The sequence below is a fragment of the Anaerospora hongkongensis genome, assembly GCF_004339805.1.
Taxonomy (GTDB): Bacteria; Bacillota; Negativicutes; order Sporomusales; family DSM-15969; genus Anaerospora; species Anaerospora hongkongensis.
Window position 1 is genome coordinate 18,870 of the sequence record NZ_SLUI01000007.1, and the last position, 21,680, is coordinate 40,549.

Annotated in this window: 18 protein-coding genes; 14 read left to right on the plus strand and 4 right to left on the minus strand. The window is 46.8% G+C overall.

Annotated features, from left to right (window positions below; all coding sequences use genetic code 11):
* The first annotated feature begins 57 nt into the window (after positions 1-57).
* Together EV210_RS11220 and EV210_RS11225 are read left to right on the plus strand one after the other, a co-directional pair.
* Positions 58-1,752 carry a LytS/YhcK type 5TM receptor domain-containing protein gene (locus EV210_RS11220; protein ID WP_132080159.1) on the plus strand — a complete coding sequence of 565 codons (1,695 nt, stop codon included), beginning with the start codon at positions 58-60 and terminating at the stop codon, positions 1,750-1,752.
* Complete coding sequence (locus EV210_RS11225) at positions 1,742-2,470, plus strand: LytR/AlgR family response regulator transcription factor (RefSeq protein WP_132080162.1); 729 nt, start codon at positions 1,742-1,744, stop codon at positions 2,468-2,470. The genes EV210_RS11220 and EV210_RS11225 overlap by 11 nt, the downstream gene beginning before the upstream one ends.
* Before the next feature lie 54 nt (positions 2,471-2,524).
* Here EV210_RS11225 and EV210_RS11230 read toward each other — a convergent pair whose 3' ends face one another.
* Positions 2,525-4,012 (minus strand): DASS family sodium-coupled anion symporter, encoded by a 1,488-nt coding sequence (locus EV210_RS11230; protein WP_132080165.1) that lies wholly within the window; start codon positions 4,010-4,012, stop codon positions 2,525-2,527.
* A gap of 419 nt (positions 4,013-4,431) precedes the next feature.
* Positions 4,432-5,754 carry a hypothetical protein gene (locus EV210_RS11235; protein WP_132080168.1) on the minus strand — a complete coding sequence of 441 codons (1,323 nt, stop codon included), beginning with the start codon at positions 5,752-5,754 and terminating at the stop codon, positions 4,432-4,434.
* A gap of 260 nt (positions 5,755-6,014) precedes the next feature.
* Here EV210_RS11235 and EV210_RS11240 point away from each other — a divergent pair, with 260 nt between their 5' ends.
* The 3 genes from EV210_RS11240 (at position 6,015) to EV210_RS11250 (ending at position 9,268) form a co-directional block, all read left to right on the plus strand.
* Entirely contained in the window at positions 6,015-7,316 is a 1,302-nt protein-coding gene (locus tag EV210_RS11240) for an amidohydrolase (RefSeq protein ID WP_132080171.1), read from the plus strand.
* Between the two features lie 18 nt (positions 7,317-7,334).
* Positions 7,335-8,588 (plus strand): C4-dicarboxylate transporter DcuC, encoded by a 1,254-nt coding sequence (dcuC, locus tag EV210_RS11245; protein ID WP_132080174.1) that lies wholly within the window; start codon positions 7,335-7,337, stop codon positions 8,586-8,588.
* A gap of 101 nt (positions 8,589-8,689) precedes the next feature.
* Positions 8,690-9,268, plus strand: a complete 579-nt coding sequence (locus EV210_RS11250; RefSeq protein WP_132080177.1) for a GNAT family N-acetyltransferase — start codon at positions 8,690-8,692, stop codon at positions 9,266-9,268.
* On the opposite strand, the gene EV210_RS11255 is transcribed toward EV210_RS11250, so the two are convergent.
* Positions 9,269-10,540, minus strand: coding sequence for a LytS/YhcK type 5TM receptor domain-containing protein (locus EV210_RS11255; protein ID WP_165898877.1), 1,272 nt, complete (start codon positions 10,538-10,540; stop codon positions 9,269-9,271). It lies immediately after the preceding gene.
* A gap of 195 nt (positions 10,541-10,735) precedes the next feature.
* Between EV210_RS11255 and EV210_RS11260 the strand changes: the two genes are divergently transcribed.
* Positions 10,736-11,527, plus strand: a complete 792-nt coding sequence (locus EV210_RS11260) for an SDR family oxidoreductase (RefSeq protein ID WP_132080183.1) — start codon at positions 10,736-10,738, stop codon at positions 11,525-11,527.
* Positions 11,528-11,765: 238 nt separating this feature from the next.
* The gene (locus tag EV210_RS11265; RefSeq protein ID WP_132080186.1) at positions 11,766-12,602 is read left to right on the plus strand and encodes an MBL fold metallo-hydrolase; all 837 of its coding nucleotides are present in this window, start codon (positions 11,766-11,768) and stop codon (positions 12,600-12,602) included.
* Here EV210_RS11265 and EV210_RS11270 read toward each other — a convergent pair.
* The gene (locus EV210_RS11270) at positions 12,596-14,227 is read right to left on the minus strand and encodes a GGDEF domain-containing protein (protein WP_132080189.1); all 1,632 of its coding nucleotides are present in this window, start codon (positions 14,225-14,227) and stop codon (positions 12,596-12,598) included. The genes EV210_RS11265 and EV210_RS11270 overlap by 7 nt on opposite strands.
* A 205-nt stretch (positions 14,228-14,432) precedes the next feature.
* Here EV210_RS11270 and EV210_RS11275 point away from each other — a divergent pair, with 205 nt between their 5' ends.
* The 7 genes from EV210_RS11275 (at position 14,433) to EV210_RS11305 (ending at position 21,612) form a co-directional block, all read left to right on the plus strand.
* Entirely contained in the window at positions 14,433-15,113 is a 681-nt protein-coding gene (locus EV210_RS11275; RefSeq protein ID WP_165898878.1) for a GntR family transcriptional regulator, read from the plus strand.
* Between the two features lie 81 nt (positions 15,114-15,194).
* Positions 15,195-16,730, plus strand: coding sequence for a gluconokinase (locus EV210_RS11280; RefSeq protein ID WP_132080195.1), 1,536 nt, complete (start codon positions 15,195-15,197; stop codon positions 16,728-16,730).
* A 19-nt stretch (positions 16,731-16,749) separates the two neighbouring features.
* On the plus strand, positions 16,750-17,703 hold the full coding sequence (locus tag EV210_RS11285; RefSeq protein WP_132080198.1) for a phosphoglycerate dehydrogenase: 954 nt from the start codon (positions 16,750-16,752) through the stop codon (positions 17,701-17,703).
* A gap of 45 nt (positions 17,704-17,748) precedes the next feature.
* Positions 17,749-18,510 (plus strand): SDR family oxidoreductase, encoded by a 762-nt coding sequence (locus EV210_RS11290; protein ID WP_132080201.1) that lies wholly within the window; start codon positions 17,749-17,751, stop codon positions 18,508-18,510.
* 26 nt (positions 18,511-18,536) lie between these two features.
* A complete protein-coding gene (locus tag EV210_RS11295; RefSeq protein ID WP_132080204.1) occupies positions 18,537-19,550 on the plus strand; it encodes a zinc-dependent alcohol dehydrogenase in 1,014 nt (337 codons plus the stop codon).
* A 188-nt stretch (positions 19,551-19,738) separates the two neighbouring features.
* On the plus strand, positions 19,739-21,061 hold the full coding sequence (locus tag EV210_RS11300) for an MFS transporter (RefSeq protein WP_132080207.1): 1,323 nt from the start codon (positions 19,739-19,741) through the stop codon (positions 21,059-21,061).
* Positions 21,062-21,186: 125 nt separating this feature from the next.
* Entirely contained in the window at positions 21,187-21,612 is a 426-nt protein-coding gene (locus EV210_RS11305; protein WP_132080210.1) for a MarR family winged helix-turn-helix transcriptional regulator, read from the plus strand.
* Positions 21,613-21,680 lie beyond the last annotated feature (68 nt).

Below are 21,680 nucleotides of genomic sequence, written 5' to 3' on the forward strand. Positions count from 1 at the left end.
GAGAACTATTTTCGGATAATTCCTTGGATCATATGTCTTGGAACTGGGCGGTGGGGTATGAGATTTGATTTAGTGTTAGATTTATCAGGCGATATGGCGCTGCTTGCTTTAGCCGCCTATTTGATTGGGCGCAGCAGGCTGATTGCTAATTGTGTCAATCAACCGTTACATTTTCGCAGCTGGTTTGTTCTTACCAGTATTTTTTCAGTCCTATCCATGTTTGGCACATATAATGGCATTCCCATTGAAGGTGCCTTGGCCAATACCCGCCTGATCGGTACCTTGATGGGCGGTATTCTTGGCGGACCACTGGTAGGGTTCAGTGTTGGTGCGGTTTCCGGCTTGCATCGTTATTTAATTGGCGGTTTTACGGCAGAGGCTTGTGGAGTTGCAAGTGCTCTGGGGGGCTTATTGGCAGGCTTGATCAGGGATCGGGTAGGACTTGGCAATATGACCTGGAAAACAGCTGGGGCAATCGCAATCATGGCCGAACTTGTGCAAAAAGGCATGGTGCTGATTTTTTCAAAGCCCTTCGCGGCAGCCTGGGCACTGGAAAGTGAAATCGCGCTTCCTACGACGATGGTTTCTGTACTGGGAACAGTGGTGTTTATGTTTATTCTCAAGGATATTCAGGTGCAGCAGGAGGTCCATGGGGCAAAGGCGGCCGATTTGTCACTGGCGATTGCCAGCCGGACATTACCGTATCTAAGGCATGGACTCAATGCCAAGTCCGCTGAGGAGACTGCCAATATTATTTTTCAGCTGACCAAGGTAGATGCTGTTTCGATAACGGACAAAGAGCAGGTACTTGCTTTTGTCGGTAAAGGAGACGACCATCATAAAGCGGGCGAGCCGATTATCACGCGCTCGACGAAGCGGACAATCGATAATGGCGAGTTATCTATCATCCGGACGCCGGAAGACCGGGGCTGCCCGATTCCGGGCTGCCCGCTGCGTTCCGGCGTGGTAGCGCCGTTACTTGCCCATGGAGACGTGGTTGGTACAATCAAGCTTTCCCGCGCCAAAGAGGCCGGAATAGGGGAAATGGATGTTCAACTGGCTCGGGGGATTGCGCAGCTGTTATCGGTTCAGATTGAGCTGGCCGAGATCGATGAACAGCGGAAAATGCGGGAACGAGCAGAATTAAAAGCCTTAAGTGCCCAGATTAACCCGCATTTTTTATTCAACACGCTCAATATTATTATGTCCTTTTGCCGGACCAATCCGGAACTGGCCCGCGAACTGCTGGGGCATCTGGGAACTACGCTGAAATACAGCTTTGCCAGACACGGTGATTTTGTTACCATTGCCGAAGAGATGGAAGAGATCAAGGCTTATCTGGAAATTGTCAAATCCCGGTTCGGGTCCCGCTTGACGATTGCCATGGAGATTCAGGATGCTGTTCTGTCTGCCACTATTCCGGTGCTGGCGGTGCAGCCATTAGTGGAAAACGCTGTTCAGCATGGCCTCTTTCCAAAATTGTCTGAATGCCATTTGTCGATTACAGCGCTGCAAGAGGAAGACTCGGTCTGCATCTCGGTATTTGATAATGGCATTGGCATGGAAGAGGGAAAGGTGAAGCATTTGTTTGCCGAGACGGCAGAGGGGATTGGTGTGCAAAACGTGCACAAGCGCCTGAAGGCAATCTATGGCAAGGAATACGGACTAAACCTGGACAGCCGGCCCGGTGTTGGAACCTGGGCGACTATTCGCATACCCTGTTCGAAAGAGGCGGCAGCTTATGAAAATTAGAACAATCATTGTCGATGATGAGGCCCCGATCTGTGATGAACTGGAATACTTGTTAAAAGCGGAGGAAGATATCACGGTAGTCGGTAAATTTTCCCATTCGCTGGAAGCATTGGAAAATATCCGGCAGAGGACCTGTGACCTGGTGTTGCTGGACATTAAGATGCCGGGACTGACGGGACTGGAGTTAGCCAGGATGCTTTCGTACCAGCCTCATCCACCGTTGATCATTTTTACTACGGCTTTTCCGGAGCATGCCCTGGAGGCGTTTACTACTCCGGCGGTAGGGTACCTTACCAAACCGGTTACCTACGCTAGTCTGGCTCAGGCTTTGGAAAAAATCCGCGCGATCACCAAGCGGACTGCCGTGCCGGAAAAGCCTTCGCTTGCTAAGATCTGTGTGCTGCAGGGCAGTAAGATTATCCCTCTTGATAAACAGGATATTGTCTTTGTGTATGTGAAAGATAAGGATGTGTATGTCCGGACGGAGGTCTGCGAGTATGCGGCAGCTCTTACCATGCAGGAAATCGAAAAGCTGCTGAGTGAACAGAAGTTTCTCCGGGTTCATCGTCAGTATCTGGTCAATCTCGATAAGGTCAGGGAAATTATCCCCTGGTTTCATGGCTCCTATCTGCTGAGAATGAAGGACAGCCGCTCGGAAGAAGTGCCGGTCAGCCGTAATAAAATCAAAGAACTGAAAAGTATTTTGGGTCTGAAATGACAAGCCGCCTGCATTGGGAAATGCAGGCGGTTTTTGGTATAGGAGGGCAGAGCGTTAGACTAGTCCAAGCCATTTCCAGTAGGTAGCACCTAAGAGCAGGATAAGTCCGTACGCGATGATTGTCAGCGGGATACCGGTGCGGATAAAGTCTCTTACCTCAAAGGTTTCTGTTCCATAGGCAATCATATTCTGCGGAGCGTTAACGGGGAGAATGAAGCCAAAGCTGACCACATACTGGAGGATCATAGTAAGGCCAACGATGTTGATACCCGGTGTTTTTACGCTTTGCAGTATGGAGATGATAATGGGAATCATGGCGGCTGCCAAAGCAGTGGCGCTGGCAAAGCCCATGTGAATGATAATCAGGAAAGCGGCGAGAATGGCCAGAATAATCAAGGCTGGCATGGTTTGAATACCGAAGGCGCTTACAATGATTTTGGCCAGCCAGGCGGCTGCTTTGGTGGAGAGCAGTGCCGAGCCGAGGCTGATACCAACGCCGAACAGGATGATGGTACCCCAGTTAATTCTAGGGGCTGCCTGTTTCCAGTCCATTACACCGATGCCGGGGAGAAACATAATGGCGATAGCAACGATTGTGGTAGTAGAGGTATCGAAATCATGCAGGATTTTTTCTGTTGCCCAAAGGAACAGCAGCGTGCAGGAAATAAAAAGCAGTTTCTTTTCATTGAAGCTCATGGGGCCCATTTCGGTTAACAAACGGTGTACTGCTTCTTTGCCGCCGGCAATTTCATCTTTTTCCGGTGGCATGAGCTTCATCAGAACATAATACAATACGACAGACATAATAGCGGAGAATGGAGCTGCGGCAATGAACCAGTCCATCCAGGTAATATCGATGCCCAGTTGGGATTTAATAAAGCCCACGGCAATCATGTTTTGAGCAGCTGCCGTTTTAATACCCACATTCCAGAGACTGTCAGCCTGAGCGGTGGCAATCATCATAACGGCGGCAAAACGGCTTTTCAGCTCTACTCCGAAGGCCATAATAATCCCCATGACAATTGGCACCATACAGGATACACGGGCAGTAGTGCTGGGAACGAAAAAGCTGAGAATAAAGCCGACGACAATAACGCCAATCAGTACACGGTTGGTTTTAGCACCAATTTTAGAGAGCACAAAGAGGGCAATGCGCTTATCCAGACCGGTTTGCGTCATCGCTGCCGCTAGGAACAGGGCACCTGCTACCAGGGCAAAAGCCGTATTGCTAAAGCCTCCCAGGGCGATTCCCAGTGCTTTGCTGGTGCCCATCAATACTTTCGGATTAGCAATATCCGGCGATAATCCGAGCAAAACGGCCATCAGACTCATAATGACGGCGGCGCTCACCGGATAGGAAATAGAGTCGGTCATCCAAACAATAACAGAAAAGATCAGAATACCGATCATTCGCTGACCGGCGACCGGCAGGCCTTCCGGTGTAGGCAGGGCAATGATGCCAAGTAGGGCAAGAAAACCAAAAATAAGGCCGTAACGCTTAAAAGGGGATTGCTGAATGGGTTGTTGTAGAGCTGTTTGCATCCAAAACACTCCTTTTCTATTGTTTATATTTCAAACACTGCTGGACTTGCAGTAACGAAATATCATATTGAAAGGATAATATTAGTGATAAAATACAAATTTCCTTTAGGTAAACACTGTAAGTTATATAAAACCATCTTATTCATACAATTAAAATAATTTATGTAACATTTATAACCTTTAGACCATTGGGCAGAGGGGTGGTCAATGGTCTTATTCTACCAGTTAAAATCATAAGGGAAGCAATAATTAGAGGCGAGACAATTCTTCTCAAATGATAAAACTTACCGCTCAAATGCAAAAAAAACGCCCTGAATGGCATGCGCCGTTTATACCAGTAATGACGTATATCTGCAATGGCGTGAGTAAAATAAAAATCCTGCACTTCGAATACAGAAGTGCAGGATTACTGATTCATGCTATTTACCTGAAGGTGGCAAAGTTTGAGGAGAAAAGCGATACAGGCGGCTGGGGCGTCCCCGGGTGGCGGTATAACCTTCACCGGCTGATTCGAGTAAATGCACCGCGCATAAGCTGGTAAGAATACGCCGGATATTTCTTTCTGATGAAGATAGTTCTTCAGCCAGTTGAGAAGAAGTGAAGCAAGTCCAGCCACGATGATCCGCGGTAGCCGCTATGCGTTTATACGTTTTAACACTGACCTTGGCATTGTGCAGTTGATTTAGTAATAAGGGATCATCAGAATGATCGGGATAGGACAATTCACCGCTGGCATCGGCAGCTTCCACAATGACGCCATCTTCCTGGATGATAATAATCTTTTCGGCAGACCCTCTTTTCGCATGCAGAATGGCCCGGCTGGCATTGGAATGGGCGGAGGCTACGGTATTACCGAAGCCAATGCCGACATGCAGCCGGGAACCGATATCACTGGTGATTTTACGAATTACACTGTGCAGTGCCGGTAATTCAAGCTCGATGGTACCGCGCGAACTGAATAACTCATAAACACCATGCCCTTTTTCCAGCAAATAGGCGCTAAGTTTCTCGGCATGACCCAGCAGGTCCTTCTTAATCTGCAATTCTACTAGTTGTAATTCGTAAGGCGAGTTCATTTTTTCAATAAGTTGATCGTAATTACTGATTTCAATAATTTGAAACCCCACTTGTGTGCTTTTAAAATAGGCGGTTGTCAATTTTTCGGATAGAACCTGCAGGGCTTTCCGGATCGAAGCTGTTGTGCCGGTATTACGGTAAACCGGTATGCCAAGAGCGGTTAGGGCCTTATATACTGCGCCCAGGCTGGAAATAGCCGCCTTAGTTTTACCGGATTTCCAAAGGGCCAGGTGAAAAGCAACCAGGCTTTCAGCATTGCAGTCCGCCCCAAAAGAGTGTATATGGCTGCCACGCAAAGGGATAGCGAGATCGCCGATCGCCTCCTGGAGGTTTTCCGTTTCCGGAATATCGATAGAGATTTCATTGAGAACAAGCTGCTGTGTATTGGCAATTTGCAAAAAACACCTGTACAGCCCGTCACCGCTAAAGGAGCAGTAGACCACATTATCCGGGTCCTTAATTTGCTGAATCGCCTTTAGATATGGCGCCGGTCCGGAAAACAGCCAGGAATCAATGTGAGAAGCATTTTCTTTTAGCAAGTGAGGGGCTTGTTCAATATCCTCATAGATCAAGGGGATAAGCTGCAGCGAAGGAGTAACGTGCTGGTTGACGGCCAGAATGCGGGTTACCGAGTCTTCAGGTCCAATGACGCCGACTTTTCTCATGCTGGTTCCTTCCTAACTTTACCGGTATTTGTTACGGCTATTATAACATAGAGCTGTTTTTCTGCGTTACTAGGGACTAATAAAAAGGAACCTATATACTATTCGTAATATCGCATATTTATGTATTTAAATACGGAAAAAATCCTTTAATGATCCTAAAATAACAATTGACACCTGCCGAAACACTCCTTTATTATTAGAATAATCGGACTATTGAAAAAAGATCTTTCTGATCATTTAGATGCGAAGGAGGAAGAGAAATGAATAGCATTGGTTATTTAACTGAAGAGCAAATTGTTACTGAACTGCTTACATATCGTAGAGAATTTCACCGCTATCCGGAAAGCGGCTGGACGGAATTCCGCACGACTGCCGCAATCGTGAAGCGCTTAACCGAGCTGGGCTATCACATTACGATGGGGGAACAGGCAACCAGGAAAGCGGAAATGATGGGGGTCCCTGATGCGAACACATTAAGCAGACATCAGGAGCGGGCGATTGCCCAAGGAGCAGATGCAGCTATTGTGGCACAAATGACAGGCGGGCATACCGGACTTTGGGCGGATCTGAACTGCGGTGATGGCCCGACCATCGCCCTTAGATTCGATATTGACGCAAACGATATAACGGAAGCAAGGGATAGCACTCACCGACCGGCTAAGGAAGGCTTTGCATCGGAAAACCAGGGGGTAATGCATGCTTGCGGACATGACGGGCATGCTGCAGTGGGCCTGGTACTGGCCGAACTGCTGGCGAAAGACAAAAGCCGGTGGCAGGGGAATATTCGTCTAATATTTCAGCCGGCCGAAGAAGGGGTACGGGGGGCCCGGGCAATGGCCGCGGCAGGTGCATTGGATAATGTAGATTACATATTTGGTTTTCATTTAGGTTTTCAGGCGGAGCGAACCGGTGTGTTAGTTGCAAGCACTGGTGATTTTTTGGCAACAACGAAGCTGAATGTCTGGTATGAGGGCGTTCCCTCCCATGCCGGTGCTTATCCGGAAAAAGGTAAGAATGCGTTGCTTGCTGCTTGTACTGCTGCATTAAACTTGCATGCCATTCCCCGGCATAGCGGTGGAGCAACCCGCATAACGGTTGGAACATTAAAAGCCGGACAAGGGCGTAATATTACACCGCCTAACGCTTATTTTGAACTGGAAACGCGAGGCGTTACCAGTGAACTGGATGAGTATATGCGTCTGGAGGCGGAGCGGATTATCCGGGCAGCGGCACTTACCTGGGATGTGCAATACCGGATGGAAATTGCCGGTGGGACCAAGAGCGGAGAAAGCAGTCCTGATATGGCGGAATTGGTTGAACGGGAAGCAGCATCTATGCCTGTGTTTACCGCTGTGCGGAAGCGTTCCAGCTTTGGTGCATCTGAGGATTTTGCCCATTTTATGAGCACTGTGCAGGAGCGTGGTGGCAGGGGCGGTTATATCCAGGTTGGCGCTGATTTGGCATCCGGACATCATACAAGTCGTTTTGACTTTGATGAGTGCAGCATGCTGCATGCGACAGAGCTGCTCTATAAAGTGACGAAGGCTGTTTTAGCAAAGTAGGAGTAAGGAGGCGAAGTTATGATCTATATTGGTCTGGTGATCATTGCCCTGTCTATCTATTTGCTGGTCAAACAATATGAGTCAAGAATGGTGCTTTTGGCAGCCGGGATTGCCATGGCAGCCATCGCAGGCGATCCGTTGGCGGCATTTGATGCGTTTTCTAAAAGTATGGTCAATGGTGCCTTAATTCAGGCAATTTGCTCGGTTATGGGATTTGCTTTCGTAATGAAGCTGACGGAGTGCGACAAACATTTGGTCAATTTATTTGGCAATGGTTTGCGCAAAATTCGGCCGGTTTTAGTACCGGCCGCAGTAATGGCTACCTTTGCGATTAATGTTGCTTTGCCCAGCGCTGCCGGTGCGGCCGCAGCTGTTGGCGCTATCTTTATTCCCATTCTTATTTCGTCAGGTGTGCATCCGGCAACAGCTGGTGCTGCCGTACTTGCCGGAACCTTCGGCTCGATGCTTAATCCAGGTCTGTCCCATAATCCTTTTGTGGCAAAATTAGCCGGTGTAGGTCCGATGGACGTCATTGCAGTACATGCCAAAGCGGATATTATTGGCGGGCTTATTGGTGCCTTCAGTTTGGCCATTGTCGATAAGTATCTTACCAAAGACAAGGCATATGGTCAGGGGAAAACAGCAGATGAGATGAAAAAGATTTCAGTTAATCTACTGTATGCGATTATCCCGCTGCTGCCTGTAGTATTGCTGATGCTGGGGACGGTGAGTTCGCTCCCGGTGCTGAAGAAAGTCGGAGTGCCCCATGCTATGCTGATTGGAGCGATTATTGCGCTGGCAGTCACCCGGACAAAGCCGCAGGAAATAACCAAGGCATTCTTTGAAGGCATGGGCAATGCTTTTGCCAACATAATGGGGATTATTATTGCCGCAGGTGTATTTGTAGGCGGCATGACATCAATCGGGCTTGTTAAAGCATTCATTGATTTGCTTACTCATGCTACCGGTATTGTCAAATATGCTGCAACCTTTGGACCGTTCCTGCTAGCGGTTATCGCAGGCTCAGGCGACGCGGCGGCATTTGCCTTTAATGAAGCGGTTACGCCCCACGCGCAAAAATTCGGCCTGGAAGTCATTAATATGGGAAGTATCGCTGCCTTAACCGGCTGCTTTGGCAGAACCATGTCACCGATTGCCGGAGCAACGATTGTTTGTGCCACTATTGCCGGTGTTTCGCCAATGGAATTGGCGAAACGCAATGCGCCCGGCATGATTATCGCTACCATCGTATCAATGTTTATTTTGCTGTAAGAAAAGATCCTGCACCTTAAGCGAAAGCAACAGGGGCAGGATCTTTATTTCTGCGCTAGAAGCGATAGTACAGTAGCTAAACGTATTAAGGAGATCAGTAGATGCAATGCAATAAGAACGGTACCGGTTATATGTATAATGCCAATATCCGCGACAATGAACAAATCAGAAGAAGCTTTAATGAACTGGCTCAAAAGACATTTGAGTTGAGTTTTGAACAATGGTACCAGAATGGATACTGGGGAGACGGCTATACTCCTCACGTGCTTTTGGATAATGACCGTGTGATTGCAAATGCCGCCGTAAATATAATCAATACGGTGTGGCAAAACAAAAGCAGGTGCTATATTCAGCTGGGAACCGTTATGACAGACCCTGAATATAGGAATAAAGGACTGGCAAGTTTTCTGCTCAATACAATCATTGCAGAATGGGAAGCAAAATGTGATGCTATTTATCTGTTCGCAAATGATAGTGTTCGGGACTTTTATCCTAAGTTTGGCTTTGTGGCTGCAAATGAATATCAGAGTGAGATGACTATTAAAAAATTGCCAGGCGCTGTAAGAAAGCTTGATATGTCAGCGGTTCAGGACAGAGAATTGCTGTTAAGTAAATATGCTCAGTCAAATCCAGTTTCAGCATTACCAATGGTAGAGGTTTGGGGTATAGATATAGTTTGATTAGTTTACGGGGAGCGCAAAATTTACAGAAAAGGTTGTTCCTGTTGAACTGGTCTCGGCCTTAATGGACGCATTGTGTCTAAATGCGATCCGATAACAGATTGCCAGTCCTAAGCCAGTACCTTCACTCTTGGTGGTAAGGAAGGGGGTCCCCAATTTATCTATTAATTTAGTTGGAATACCCAGCCCTTGATCACTAACGGATAATACAACTGTACTATGAGCAAGGAAAGTTCGAATAACAATGTTGCCACCTAACGGCATAGCTTCCAGACCATTATTCACTAGGTTGAGCAACAATTGACGAATTTCCTTTTCATCTAAACACAATGTTGGAACAGTTTCCAGAGCAAGTGTTATAGTAGAGTTAACAGAAAGTGCATTTGTATCCAGTAGTGGATATAGAGTTTTTATAAGGCTATTCAAACAGCAGTTTTCCCGGTAAGATACTTTCTCCTTAGTCAGCAGCAGGTATTCACTGATAATCTGGTTTGTTCGATCTAATTCTTCGAGCATGAGATTACAATGTTCTTTGCTTAGATTGTAATTATTCTTCATTTGCATTCTTTGCAAATAGCCTCGAACTGAGGTTAAAGGATTCCGGATCTCGTGAGCAACGTTTGCTGCCATCTGTCCGACCAAATTAAGCCTGTCGAAGTGCAATAGCTCTTTCTCCAAATTGCGGGCACTCATGATATTTTTCGTTATAAACACAAACAATGTCGCTCCTACCGCATGACTAATGATCATTGGTATGGCGACATTTTCTACTGTCTTAATGACGATTTCATTTTGATAGCCCATAGCTATTGTCAATGCCATGTGAAATACTTCAAAACCAACGGCAAATATTGCAGTGATCCACACCCCTGGCAACTGGCCTTTTTGCCAACGGTAAATCAGTCCGCCAGACAGGCCTGCTAGGATTGTTGCTAATAAAGCCGAAAGCGACATTTCAGAAGCTCCAGCATAGCGCAAATCTAAAAAACGATAAATACCGCCAAAGATGCCGGCGCAGATACCAACTGCTGGTCCGCCTATTAGTCCTCCGAGCATTGGTCCCAATACTCTAACGTTAGCTACGCCTCCTGCTGCAGCCGCATAAAGGGAGAATAGCCCAAAAATGAGCGCTAAACATGATTTGTTTCTAAGGGTGCGGTGTCCGTCAAGCCATTCCAAGTAGCATTTGGAATGGCTTACTGCATAAGCCAAAACCATAATACAAACATGATTAATTAATGAAACAATAGAATCTGCCTGCGTACTATTCAACTTAGCACCTCTTTTATTATTGCTATTTCGCATAATTTGCCAGGCAATAGCCAAATCCTTCAATTTATACCAAAAAATTCAAAAAATGATTTTTTTCGTGTTTATGTAAGTTAGCAGCTTGATTATAATATGACATACTGTTGTCCTATTGCTTTGGGTACAATAAAAAACATAAAGCAAAAGGAGGCTGCATGAATGGCGAATATAACGATTGATCATACAGAATTCAGCGGTAAGCGAGTTTTAGTTACCGGCGGGACAAAAGGAATGGGCGAGGCTATTGTGAAGCGTCTTGCCAACGCCGGGGCAACAGTTATCACAACGGCCCGTACTGTCCCTGAGGTAATACTGCCAGCAGTACGTTTTATTCAGGCGGATATCAGCAAGAAGGATGGAATTGATACCGTAGTAAATGGAGTGCACGAGCAGCTGGGCAGTGTTGATATAGTCATTAACAATGTTGGCGGTTCTTCCGCGCCTGCAGGTGGGGCTTTGGCGATGAAGGATGAGGATTGGATGCAGGTATTTAACGCTAATTTATTTGCTGCTGTCCGTCTGGACCGGGCATTTTTACCGGCAATGATCGAGAACCGGTTTGGCGTTATTATTCATATCACATCAATTCGCCGGCGCTTTCCGGCTACGGAAACGCTGGCGTATTCAGCTGCCAAAGCTGCTTTGACAAACTACAGCAAGGGCCTGGCTAATCAAATGGCACCCTATGGAATCCGTGTCAATACGGTTGCTCCCGGATTTATCGAGACGAAAGCGGCGGAGCGCCTTATACAGCGGCTGGCCGAGCATTCGGGTATCGATTATGACAATGCAAGACAGGAAATGATGGCATCACTTGGCGGTATTCCCCTCGGCCGGCCGGGACACCCCGAGGAAGTGGCCGAACTGGTTACTTTCTTAGCATCCGATCGTGCTTCTTATATCACCGGCTGTGAACATGTTATTGACGGTGGCACGCTGCGGACGATATAAATACTCGTACTGTAAAACGCTGCATATTATTATGCTCAGATATAATATGAGAAAAGGCTGACGTGCGTTAACACGTCAGCCGGCAGGTAGTCTAGCTATAGAAATAATCGCTATCTTGGCAGGGGCGGTTATTTCTTTTTTATTTCTGGCTATTGTAAACGGCCCTGGCAATTTGGGCAGGAGTTTGTTTGTAGCGAGTACAATAACTTAAGGAAAGAGCGCACGGTGGAGGAGAATTATGAAGCTAACGGTGCTAGTTGATAATAATACAATGATTGACCGGTATTTTTATGCTGAACCGGGAGTAGCGTATTTGATCGAAAGCGGAGATAAGCGCTACTTATTTGATACCGGATATTCGGATATTTTTCTGCAAAATGCCACCAAGATGGGAATTAATCTTTTAACTTTGGATGGGGTTATTATATCGCATGGGCATAATGACCACACTTGGGGCTTAGGGGCGTTAGTCAGGTTGTTTAATGAAGCAGCCTATGAAGGCTATGAAGCTGGCAAGCCGACATTACTGGCACACCCGGATGCATTCCTAGATAAAAATGTGGATGGAATCAATGTGGGCGCAATGCTTACCGGCGATCAATTACAGAAAACTTTCTCCGTCAAGTTTAGTAAAGATCCTGTTTGGTTGACTCCTCAGCTTGTATTCTTAGGAGAAATTGACAGGATTCACTCGTTCGAAGCAGGCAATGCAATAGGTCAGGTATTGCGCAATGGCGCCTGGGAAGTGGATACTGTGCTGGATGATTCTGCGCTTGTCTATGTGTCTGAACAAGGGCTGGTAATCATCACAGGATGCTCCCATGCGGGGATTTGCAATATTATCGAATACGCGAAAAAAGTGTGCAAGGAAAACCGCGTTTATGATGTTATTGGTGGTTTTCATCTGCTAAATCCTGCACCAGATAAGCTTAGCAATACTGTTGCATATTTTAAGAAATGTCAGCCTTGCAGTATTCACGCCTGCCATTGTACGGACCTGCATTCGAAAATAAGTCTGGCCCAAATTGCAAAGGTTGAAGAGGTTGGGGTGGGATTAGTGCTGGAATATCAATAAGCCTCACCAGATGACTGATGAAAGGAATAGCCGTTTTTGCCATTGTGCTTCGCCGTATACATGGCGGAGTCAGCCTTCGTTACCAAGATATCTGCTTCTGTACCATCTAAGGGAGCAATGCTGATGCCAATGCTGCTGGTGACCGCTACTTGTTTACCTGTCAGCGCAATTGGTTTTGCTAATGCTTCAATAATGGTCTCGGCAATTGTTTGAATTTCACACCTGCTGGTGACATCGGTCAAAATAATGGTGAATTCATCACCACCCATACGTGCAATGGTATTGGTTTTACCAATACAAGCGTTCAGCCTTTGTGCCACTGTTTTCAGTACAATATCACCGGCGTCATGTCCATATGTATCATTTATCTTTTTAAATCCATCAAGATCAATGAAGAGTAATGCACAAGGAGTGCCGTCAGGCTTGGCAAGCTCCTCAAAAAGCCGTTCATGGAATAGTGTGCGATTTGCTAAGCCGGTGAGAGCATCGTGCTTAGCCAGGTAATTGACTCTCTCAGAGGCAAGATGTTTTTCCGTTACGTCTGCCAGGATGACCAGGTAGCAGTCGGCATGTTTATCAGTTATCATGGTGACTTTTGCTTCCAGGTATTGTTTGCACTCGCCTGAAGTGACTTGAAAGGAACATTCGACAACATTGCCGGCATGCAGTGAAGCTAATGCGGTCGCATCCAGTTTCATGCTGGTAAAGAGGCTGCGGGGATCAATCCTATGCTTATCGCTTTTTAAAATACGCGACAGTTCTTTGTTGGAACGTACCGAGCTGAGCGCAGCATCGGCTACCAGTATGCCGATGGGGGAATTGTCAATGATGCGATTAAGCAGGTTATGGAGAATGGTTTCATCATAGACAACTGCTAAAGAGTTAGTTTTTTCGTAACTGACAACAATCGCATAACCTAACAGCAAGAAACCGGTGCCTGAGATCAGATGGGCGAACCACCACAAGGAAGTCCAGGGAGTAGTAAGCAGGAAGGCAGTAGAGGCCTGAACAAATAAAAACTGAGCAGCCAAATGGAATTTCATAATATAACTGCGGGCTGGTAACAGAACGATTTTGCCGATAGAACAAAGCGAAATCAGGATGGCTGCCAACTCGATGTATTTGATATGAATAAGCGGAACAGAGCCGCTGGTATGGGTGTAAATGGCAGCAAATGCGACTATCCCGAAAAATAAGAGGAAATGAGGCCAGAAAAGATTCTTGGGTGTGGTTACTGCTTCTTCAGGCAGAACCTGCAGCCGGGAAAGGCCGAAAAAAAGATAGCCAGACATGATGAGTCTGGAAATGGGACCAAAGATAATAAATTGCGCCAGGTTGTGCGTGGAATGATCGGTAAGAATACCATGGAAAGCATAAATTGTAACGAAGCCAATGTAACCCAGCGATACATAACGCAAAAAATCACTGCGGCTGTTTTTAAAACTCAAGTATGCCGCATAAGCGATAAAAGCAGAAAGCAGCTCAGCAAATAAAATTGCCGCTTTATGGAAAGCAAGCATGGGGAATTTCTCTGGAGAATCAATATAGAGTAAATATAAGATACCGGTAAAGGGGAAGAACGTCAGCCAGCAAAAAGTTAAAAGCTTAAATATCGTACGAAACATCCTGCACCTCGAATAACATAAAGATTGGCAGGTTCAATTATATAGCATTGGGGGAAGAACTGCCATGTAAGGTCCATTAAAAAAATAAATTCCCTGGCAGGATATTCTAAAGTTTTATGGAATTAGATTTTAAACCTAATATTTGGCAATGCAGAATATATGGACATCATCACACTACTTATTTTTGTTATGGAGGCGGCGCAATTTGGATACAAAACACTATCAAAGCCTTACGCTTGTTGATGTGGCATATGAGGCTTTGAAAAAAGATATAGCCGAGAAAACCTTACAGCCAGGACAAAAATTGATCATTCGCGAACTGCATGAGCGCTATGGCATTAGTGATACGCCGATTAAGCAAGCGCTTAACCGGCTGATCATTGAAGGCCTGGTAGAAAATGTTCCCCGTAGAGGGATGAAAGTCAAAGAACTATTGTGGGAAGAAATCGAAGAACTGATGGATATCCGGCTGATGATTGAGACGTATTATGCAAAAACCATTATCCAAAACTTGAAGAAGAATAGTGAGCTGAAAAAGAGACTCATGGATAATCTGAAGGAACATCGGCATATTGCGCAGCACGTTGGCAGTTATAGCGATTTCTTAAAAAATTACCAGCTCGATCAGGAATTTCACCGGATGCTTGTTACGTGTACGGAAAACAGCAAGATTATTCAAATATACAAGAACCTGGGTACTCACGTCTACGGTAACTACATTTATGGCCAGCAAAGCAAGGAAGAAATCATTCCGGGGGTACAAGAGCATGAACTCATCTTTACTGCACTGGCGGATGAAGATGAAGTGAAGTTGCGCAATGCTCTGGAAGCACATATTATGAACGCTAAGATTCGAAACAAAAAGTTATTTAACACTCGAGCTTAGCTCTTTTTTTTAACACATTTTAGATCTAAAATCTAAAACTTAAAATTTAAAACTAAAAATTATGCTAGATCAGGAGGCAACATGAAGAAAGCAATAGTCGGTGTGGATATCGGTACTACTGGCTGCAGAGCGGTTGTTTATCTTACTGATGGTACGGCTTTGGCAAGCTGCAGCACTGAATATCCCATGTATACGCCACAGATGGCTTGGGCTGAGCAAGACGCGGAAGAAATCTATCAGGCCTTCCGGCAAGTTGTCAGTGGAGCAGTCATAAAGGCAAAGCTGCTGCCACAAGATATCGCCGGTATCGCTTTTAGCTCCGTGTTTCATTCAATGGTGGCGGTAGATGAGCGAGGCCAGGCAATAAGCCGATTATTGATCTGGGCCGATAACCGGAGTCAGCAATACTGTGAGCAGCTAAAGCAGCAGCAAGATGCACAGCAGATCTACGCCAGTACGGGCTGTCCGGTTCATCCTATGTATTGGTTGTCGAAAATCATCTGGTTCCGCAAGGAACAACCGCAGGTCTTTCAGCAAACCGCTAAGTTTATCTCCATCAAGGAATACATCCTATACCGGTTATGTAACAAGTTTCTCGTTGATCGGTCCCTGGCATCGGGGACGGGGCTTTATAACATTCACAAATGCCAATGGGATACGGATCTGCTGGCCATTGTGGGCATCACGGACGAAAAGCTTTCAACGGTCGTGCCTACCACTCATGTTGAGACAGGAATACTACCGGCAGTAGCTGCTGAGCTCGGACTGGATTCACAAACACCGGTGGTAATTGGCGCCGGTGATGGAGTGCTGGCGAATGTCGGTGCAGGTGCAGTGAAGACCGGGCAGCTTACGGCTACGATCGGCACCAGCGGTGCGGTGCGGGTAATAACAGATGCTCCGCGCGTTGACCCCAAAGGACGCACCTGGTGTTATAACCTCACTGACCAATACTGGGTGCTCGGCGGAGCGATTAATAATGGCGGCGTTGCCTTACGGTGGGTACGGGATAAATTTGCTTTACCTGAGCAGCACGTAGCGGAAAAGCTGGGGCTGAATACCTATGAGATTTTAAGCCGCTATGCCTCTCAGAAACCGGTAGGGTCTGACGGATTGGTTTTGCTGCCGTTCTTCGCGGGTGAGCGTGCCCCCTATTGGAATGCCAATGCCCGCGGTATTTTATTCGGCCTTAACCTCAATCACGGCAAACGCCATATAATCCGGGCAACGCTGGAAGGGATTGTTTACCGGATGTTCAGCATCTTTACTGCCCTGGAAGAGGTTTCCGGCCATGTTGAGGAGATACGGGTCGGCGGCAGTTTTACCCAGTCTCCGGAATGGGTGCAAATCATGGCGGATGTATTTGGCCGGACGATCATGGTACCGGATGAACCGGAAGGAGCTGCTTTCGGTGCCGCAATTCTAGGTATGTACGCACTTGGGCTGATCCCGGATATCAGCAGCATCTCCAATGTCATAACAATCAAACAAATCTATCAGCCGGCAGCGGAAAATCATGCAAGATATCGTCAGTTGTTTTCGCTCTATGAGCGGATTTATTGGAAACTGCAGGATGAGTTCGCCGAAATAGCCGAAATCCAGCGAACTTGGAAATAAAGAAAAGGGGGAGTTACAAATGCCAAAGAAAGTATTAATTGCCGCCCGGTCATTTTCACGCTCTAAGGAAGCAAAGGCCATACTGGAAGCTCAAGGTTATGAACTGATTTTAAATCCCTATGATCGTCCCATGACGGAAGCAGAGCTGGTTGAGATGATTGCCGGGGTGGATGCACTGGTAGCAGGTAATGATGATGTTACTGGCGCAGTTATTGCCGCTGGTGCTCCCGACTTAAAGATTATTGCCAAGCACGGCGTCGGGTACAACAATATCGATGTAAGTACTGCCAAACAGTATGGCATCCCGGTAACCGTGGCTCCCGGCGCCAATAGTCAGTCGGTGGCCGAGCTGGCCTTTGGCTTACTGCTAGCGTGTGTCCGCAGCATTCCGCAAATGGACTGCTCGATTCGTGCAGGCTCATGGGACCGCGTAACCGGCTATGAAGTTGGCGGCAAAGTGCTGGGCATTGTCGGGATGGGAAATATCGGGGGAGAGGTGGCAAAGCGGGCTTGCGGCTTTAATATGAAGATCATTGCTTATGATATTTATCCGAACCCGGAGTTCATTAAAAACTATGGTGTAACTTATTTGCCGCTGCCGGAAGTAATTGCTCAGGCTGACTTTTTATCGCTCCATGCTCCTTCGACTCCGGGGACTATTGGCATTATTAATCGCACTACCCTCAGGACCATGAAAAAAACGGCCTTCTTGATTAATACCGCCCGAGGTGACCTTGTCAATGAAGAGGACTTATATGAGGCCCTTTCATCGGGGATTATTGCCGGAGCGGCCTTAGATACCTTTGCTAAGGAACCGCTGGAGAACTCGCCGCTGCTAACGCTGAAGAATATTATTGTTACCCCACATGCCGGTGCTGCCACCCATGAAGGCGTGATCCGCACAGGCCTAATTGGTGCAGGTGAGGTCGTCAGAGTGCTTTCCGGTCAGGCGCCTCACTATGCGGTTAAATAAATGGGGATTTGATTATACAAAAGAGATACGAGGAGGAAGGTTAACATGAAAAAAAGTTTTGATCTAACAGGCAAAAAGGCAATTATCACGGGCGGCGGCAGTGGTTTGGGGCTGGGGATGGCCCAGGGCCTGCAGGACGCCGGAGCGGAAGTTGCCATCATCGATATTATGGACTCAGTTCCGCAAGTAGCACAAGAACTGGCTGCTAATGGGACTATGGCTTACGGAATTAAGGGTGACCTCGGCAGCCGGGAAAGTTTGCAGACTGCTTTTAATCTGGCGGTAGAAAAGCTGGGAGGCAGGCTGGATATTCTTGTTAATAGCGCCGGTATTCAAAGAAGGAGCAAATCGGAAGAGTTTCCCATTGAGTATTGGGATGCGGTAGTCGAGATCAATATGACCTCTGTATTTTTGCTCTGTCAGCTGGCAGGACGAAAAATGCTGGAGCAGGGACAGGGGAAAATTATTAATGTTGCCTCCATGTTAAGCTATTTTGGCGGTTATACCGTTCCGGCCTATGCAGCAAGCAAGGGAGGCGTTGCTCAGCTAACCAAAGCGCTGGCGAATGAATGGGCGGGACGGGGTGTGAATGTGAATGCTGTTGCCCCTGGCTATATGGATACGGCTATGAATACGGCTTTAGTCAATGATCCTGTTCGAAATGAGCAAATCCTTGCCAGAATTCCGGCCGGCAGATGGGGTACAGGAGAAGATATGCAAGGTGCGGTTATTTTCCTTGCCTCCAGCTATTCCGACTATATTAACGGTGCAATCATACCGGTCGATGGCGGTTTTCTAAGTCGTTAAAAGAAAACAAGGTTGGAGGGATAACGATGAAAGCGATTCTTTATCGTGGTAAAGAAGAAATTCAATATACCGAGCTTGCTAAGCCAAGTGTTGGCGCAGGGGAAGCATTAGTCAAAATTGCCTTTGCCGGTATTTGCGGCAGTGATATGTTTATTTATACCGGGACGCATCCACGCGCAAAAGCACCACTGATTATGGGGCATGAGTTCTCCGGAAAAATAGCAGCGCTGCCCCAAGGGTACAGCGGAAGCTTAGCGGTGGGGGATAAGGTTACTATTAATCCGCTGATCTCCTGTCAGCACTGTACGCCTTGCCAAACCGGCAATACTCATGTCTGCAAAACACTGGGGCTTACCGGAATTGATACGGATGGGGGATTCACCGAATATGCCAAGGTTCCGGTTCAGCAGTTAGTTAAGCTTCCCGGCAATATGAATATGGAGCACGGCGCCATCGTGGAGCCGGTGGCAGTAGCTGTACATGCAATCCGCAGCTCGGCCTTAAAAATCGGCGATAAGGTACTAGTGATCGGCGGCGGACCGATTGGCGTCCTGGTGGCGTTAGCTGCCAGGCATGCCGGTGCTGAGAATATTATTGTCATTGAGCCTAATGAGTTTAGGCGTAATATTATCACGGAGCTGGGCTTTACCGCGCTGCCTCAGCCTGACCATGAGCTGATCATGAATTTGACAAACTCAGATGGAGCAGATATTGTTTTTGAAGCTGCCGGTGTACAGGCGTCGATGGATGCTGCTACTAAGTACTGTAAAATTCGTGGGCAGATCGTAATCATAAGCTCATTTAAAAAAGCAGTGTACACCGATCTGCTGCGGGTCAACTTTGCCGAGCTTAACCTGATTGGTATCCGGGTTTATACCCAAAAAGACTTCGCGGCTGCCGTAGAGCTGGTAGAAAAGTATCCGGAATTTGCTAAAGTAATCACCCATAAATACCCGCTTGCTGAGGCCCAAAAAGGGTTGGATCTGATGAAGCAAGGGGCCGATAATCTAAAAGTTCTGCTGTATCCCGAACACAACTAGTCAACTCCGCCGGTACTGGCAACCTGTCAGTGCCGGCTAAGGTAAGGAAATTGCTCGGAGTTGGGGAGGGGGGAATGGCGCAACGATATATAAGAAACGTGTGGTCTAAGTAATCAGAGTAAGGGATGCAGCTAATTCTTGCTAAAAATAACAGAATAGTGGAAATAAGCTAAAAGAGGGGGAAGATTATGAACGATCAAATGTTAGAAAAAGCAATCTTGAATAAGGTGGCCTGGCGACTGATTCCTTATTTAATTGTGGCCTATTTACTATGCTATATTGACCGGACTAATCTTGGCTTTGCCGCGCTGACCATGAATCAGGAATTAGGGTTTACCGCCACTATTTTTGGCTGGGGTGCAGGCATTTTCTTTATTGGGTATTTTCTCTTTGAAGTACCGAGTAACCTGGCTTTTGAACGGTTTGGAGCCCGGATCTGGATCGCGCGGATTATGATAACGTGGGGGCTTATTTCTGCTGCTATGTCACTGGTATCAGGCACCGCCAGTTTCCTGATGACCCGCTTCTTATTAGGAGCTGCTGAGGCTGGCTTTTTCCCTGGCGTTGTTTACTATCTAACTTACTGGTTTCCGGAGCGGCACAGAGGAAAAGTACTGTCCCGCTTCATGTTTGCTCAGCCGATTGCCCTGATGATCGGCTCTGCTTTGTCCGGCTGGATACTAAGCTTAAACGGCACACTGGGAATAGCGGGCTGGAAGTGGCTGTTCATCTTAGAGGGAATTCCATCTGTCTTACTAGGCATATTTACCCTATGGTATTTAACGGATAAACCGGCCCATGCTTCCTGGCTGGAGCCTCACGAGCGGGAATGGCTCCAGGCGGAAATAGAAAAGGAGCATAAAAAGGTGGAATCCGTTCGCAAATATAGTTTTTGGGAAGCACTTACGCATCCCAAAGTGCTCATGCTGGGGCTTGTCTATGTGAGTACTGCCTTATGCAATTACGGCACGAACATGTTCCTGCCGCAAATTGTCAAAACGCTTGGTAACTATTCCAGCACCGAAATCGGCTTAATTAGTGCAATACCTTACGTCTGTGCTGCAATCGGCATGTTAGCTGTTGGCTATAGCTCCGATTATTTTCAGGAACGCAAGTGGCATTTAAGCGGGATTATGCTTTTATCAGGCCTGGGCCTGTTTGCCAGTACCTTCGTTAGTACCAATGCAGTATTAACGATAGCCTGCTTATCGCTAGCTGCTATTGGCTTTTTCGCAATGATCCCGATCTTCTGGATTTTGCCTTCCCGCTTTTTGACCGGTACTGCATCGGCGGCGGGGATCGCGCTTATTAACTCGATCGGCAATCTTGGCGGGTTTGTAGGGCCGTTTGGTGTCGGGTACGTTAAGGATGCGACGGGAAGCTTCCTGCCAGCCCTCCAGCTTCTGGCAATCTATATGATAGCTGCAGCCGGTGCTGCTTTTTGGATAAGCATTCAGACTGAAAAGATGCAAGAGGCTGAAACGGTAGCTGATAAATCGATTTCTTCTTAATACGCCACAAGGCTCCTGTATCAGGTGATGCAGGAGTTTTGTTTTACTTTTGGTGAAAACTGATTGACTGGCTGATTGTCGTGGGAATATAATATAGTTGTCAAGACAACTAGGATGGTGATTACATGGATTTTAGGTTGAATGACTCCTTCGGATTCATCTTAAATAAAGTTAATACAAAACTGAAAAATGAATTGCTGCAACGCTTAAAAGAACATGATGTAACGCCGGAGCAATGGGCGATATTAAATTGCTTATGGGAAAAAGATGGGATTACGCCTAAAGAACTGGCAGATCTGACTTTTAAAGATAAACCCAACACAAACCGCATTCTGGAGAAATTAATTAGGAAGGGATTAGTTGTTCGCAAAGCTCATCCAGTGGATAAGAGAGCGTTTCAGATGTTTTTAACGGAAAGCGGCTGGGCCTTGCGTGAGCAACTAATCCCCCAAGTTAAACAGCTGTTAGCGAAAGCCGCAGCAGGAATGGAACCGCATAAAGTGGCAGAAATGAAGAAGCTGCTGAATCAGATCTACGATAACCTTAAATAGGTTTTTGTAGTTATAGTTGTCGTGACAACTGTAATTGCAGATAAATTATAAAGGAAGTGGGGGAACGA

Excerpts from the sequence above, each read along its gene's own strand:
- EV210_RS11300 (WP_132080207.1), top strand. The coding sequence starts at position 19,739 with ATGAACGATCAAATGTTAGAAAAAGCAATCTTGAATAAGGTGGCCTGG.
- EV210_RS11225 (WP_132080162.1), top strand. The coding sequence starts at position 1,742 with ATGAAAATTAGAACAATCATTGTCGATGATGAGGCCCCGATCTGTGAT.
- EV210_RS11280 (WP_132080195.1), top strand. The coding sequence starts at position 15,195 with ATGAAGAAAGCAATAGTCGGTGTGGATATCGGTACTACTGGCTGCAGA.
- EV210_RS11290 (WP_132080201.1), top strand. The coding sequence starts at position 17,749 with ATGAAAAAAAGTTTTGATCTAACAGGCAAAAAGGCAATTATCACGGGC.
- dcuC (WP_132080174.1), top strand. The coding sequence starts at position 7,335 with ATGATCTATATTGGTCTGGTGATCATTGCCCTGTCTATCTATTTGCTG.
- EV210_RS11220 (WP_132080159.1), top strand. The coding sequence starts at position 58 with ATGAGATTTGATTTAGTGTTAGATTTATCAGGCGATATGGCGCTGCTT.
- EV210_RS11230 (WP_132080165.1), bottom strand. The coding sequence starts at position 4,012 with ATGCAAACAGCTCTACAACAACCCATTCAGCAATCCCCTTTTAAGCGT.
- EV210_RS11270 (WP_132080189.1), bottom strand. The coding sequence starts at position 14,227 with ATGTTTCGTACGATATTTAAGCTTTTAACTTTTTGCTGGCTGACGTTC.
- EV210_RS11285 (WP_132080198.1), top strand. The coding sequence starts at position 16,750 with ATGCCAAAGAAAGTATTAATTGCCGCCCGGTCATTTTCACGCTCTAAG.
- EV210_RS11295 (WP_132080204.1), top strand. The coding sequence starts at position 18,537 with ATGAAAGCGATTCTTTATCGTGGTAAAGAAGAAATTCAATATACCGAG.
- EV210_RS11265 (WP_132080186.1), top strand. The coding sequence starts at position 11,766 with ATGAAGCTAACGGTGCTAGTTGATAATAATACAATGATTGACCGGTAT.
- EV210_RS11260 (WP_132080183.1), top strand. The coding sequence starts at position 10,736 with ATGGCGAATATAACGATTGATCATACAGAATTCAGCGGTAAGCGAGTT.
- EV210_RS11240 (WP_132080171.1), top strand. The coding sequence starts at position 6,015 with ATGAATAGCATTGGTTATTTAACTGAAGAGCAAATTGTTACTGAACTG.
- EV210_RS11305 (WP_132080210.1), top strand. The coding sequence starts at position 21,187 with ATGGATTTTAGGTTGAATGACTCCTTCGGATTCATCTTAAATAAAGTT.
- EV210_RS11235 (WP_132080168.1), bottom strand. The coding sequence starts at position 5,754 with ATGAGAAAAGTCGGCGTCATTGGACCTGAAGACTCGGTAACCCGCATT.
- EV210_RS11250 (WP_132080177.1), top strand. The coding sequence starts at position 8,690 with ATGCAATGCAATAAGAACGGTACCGGTTATATGTATAATGCCAATATC.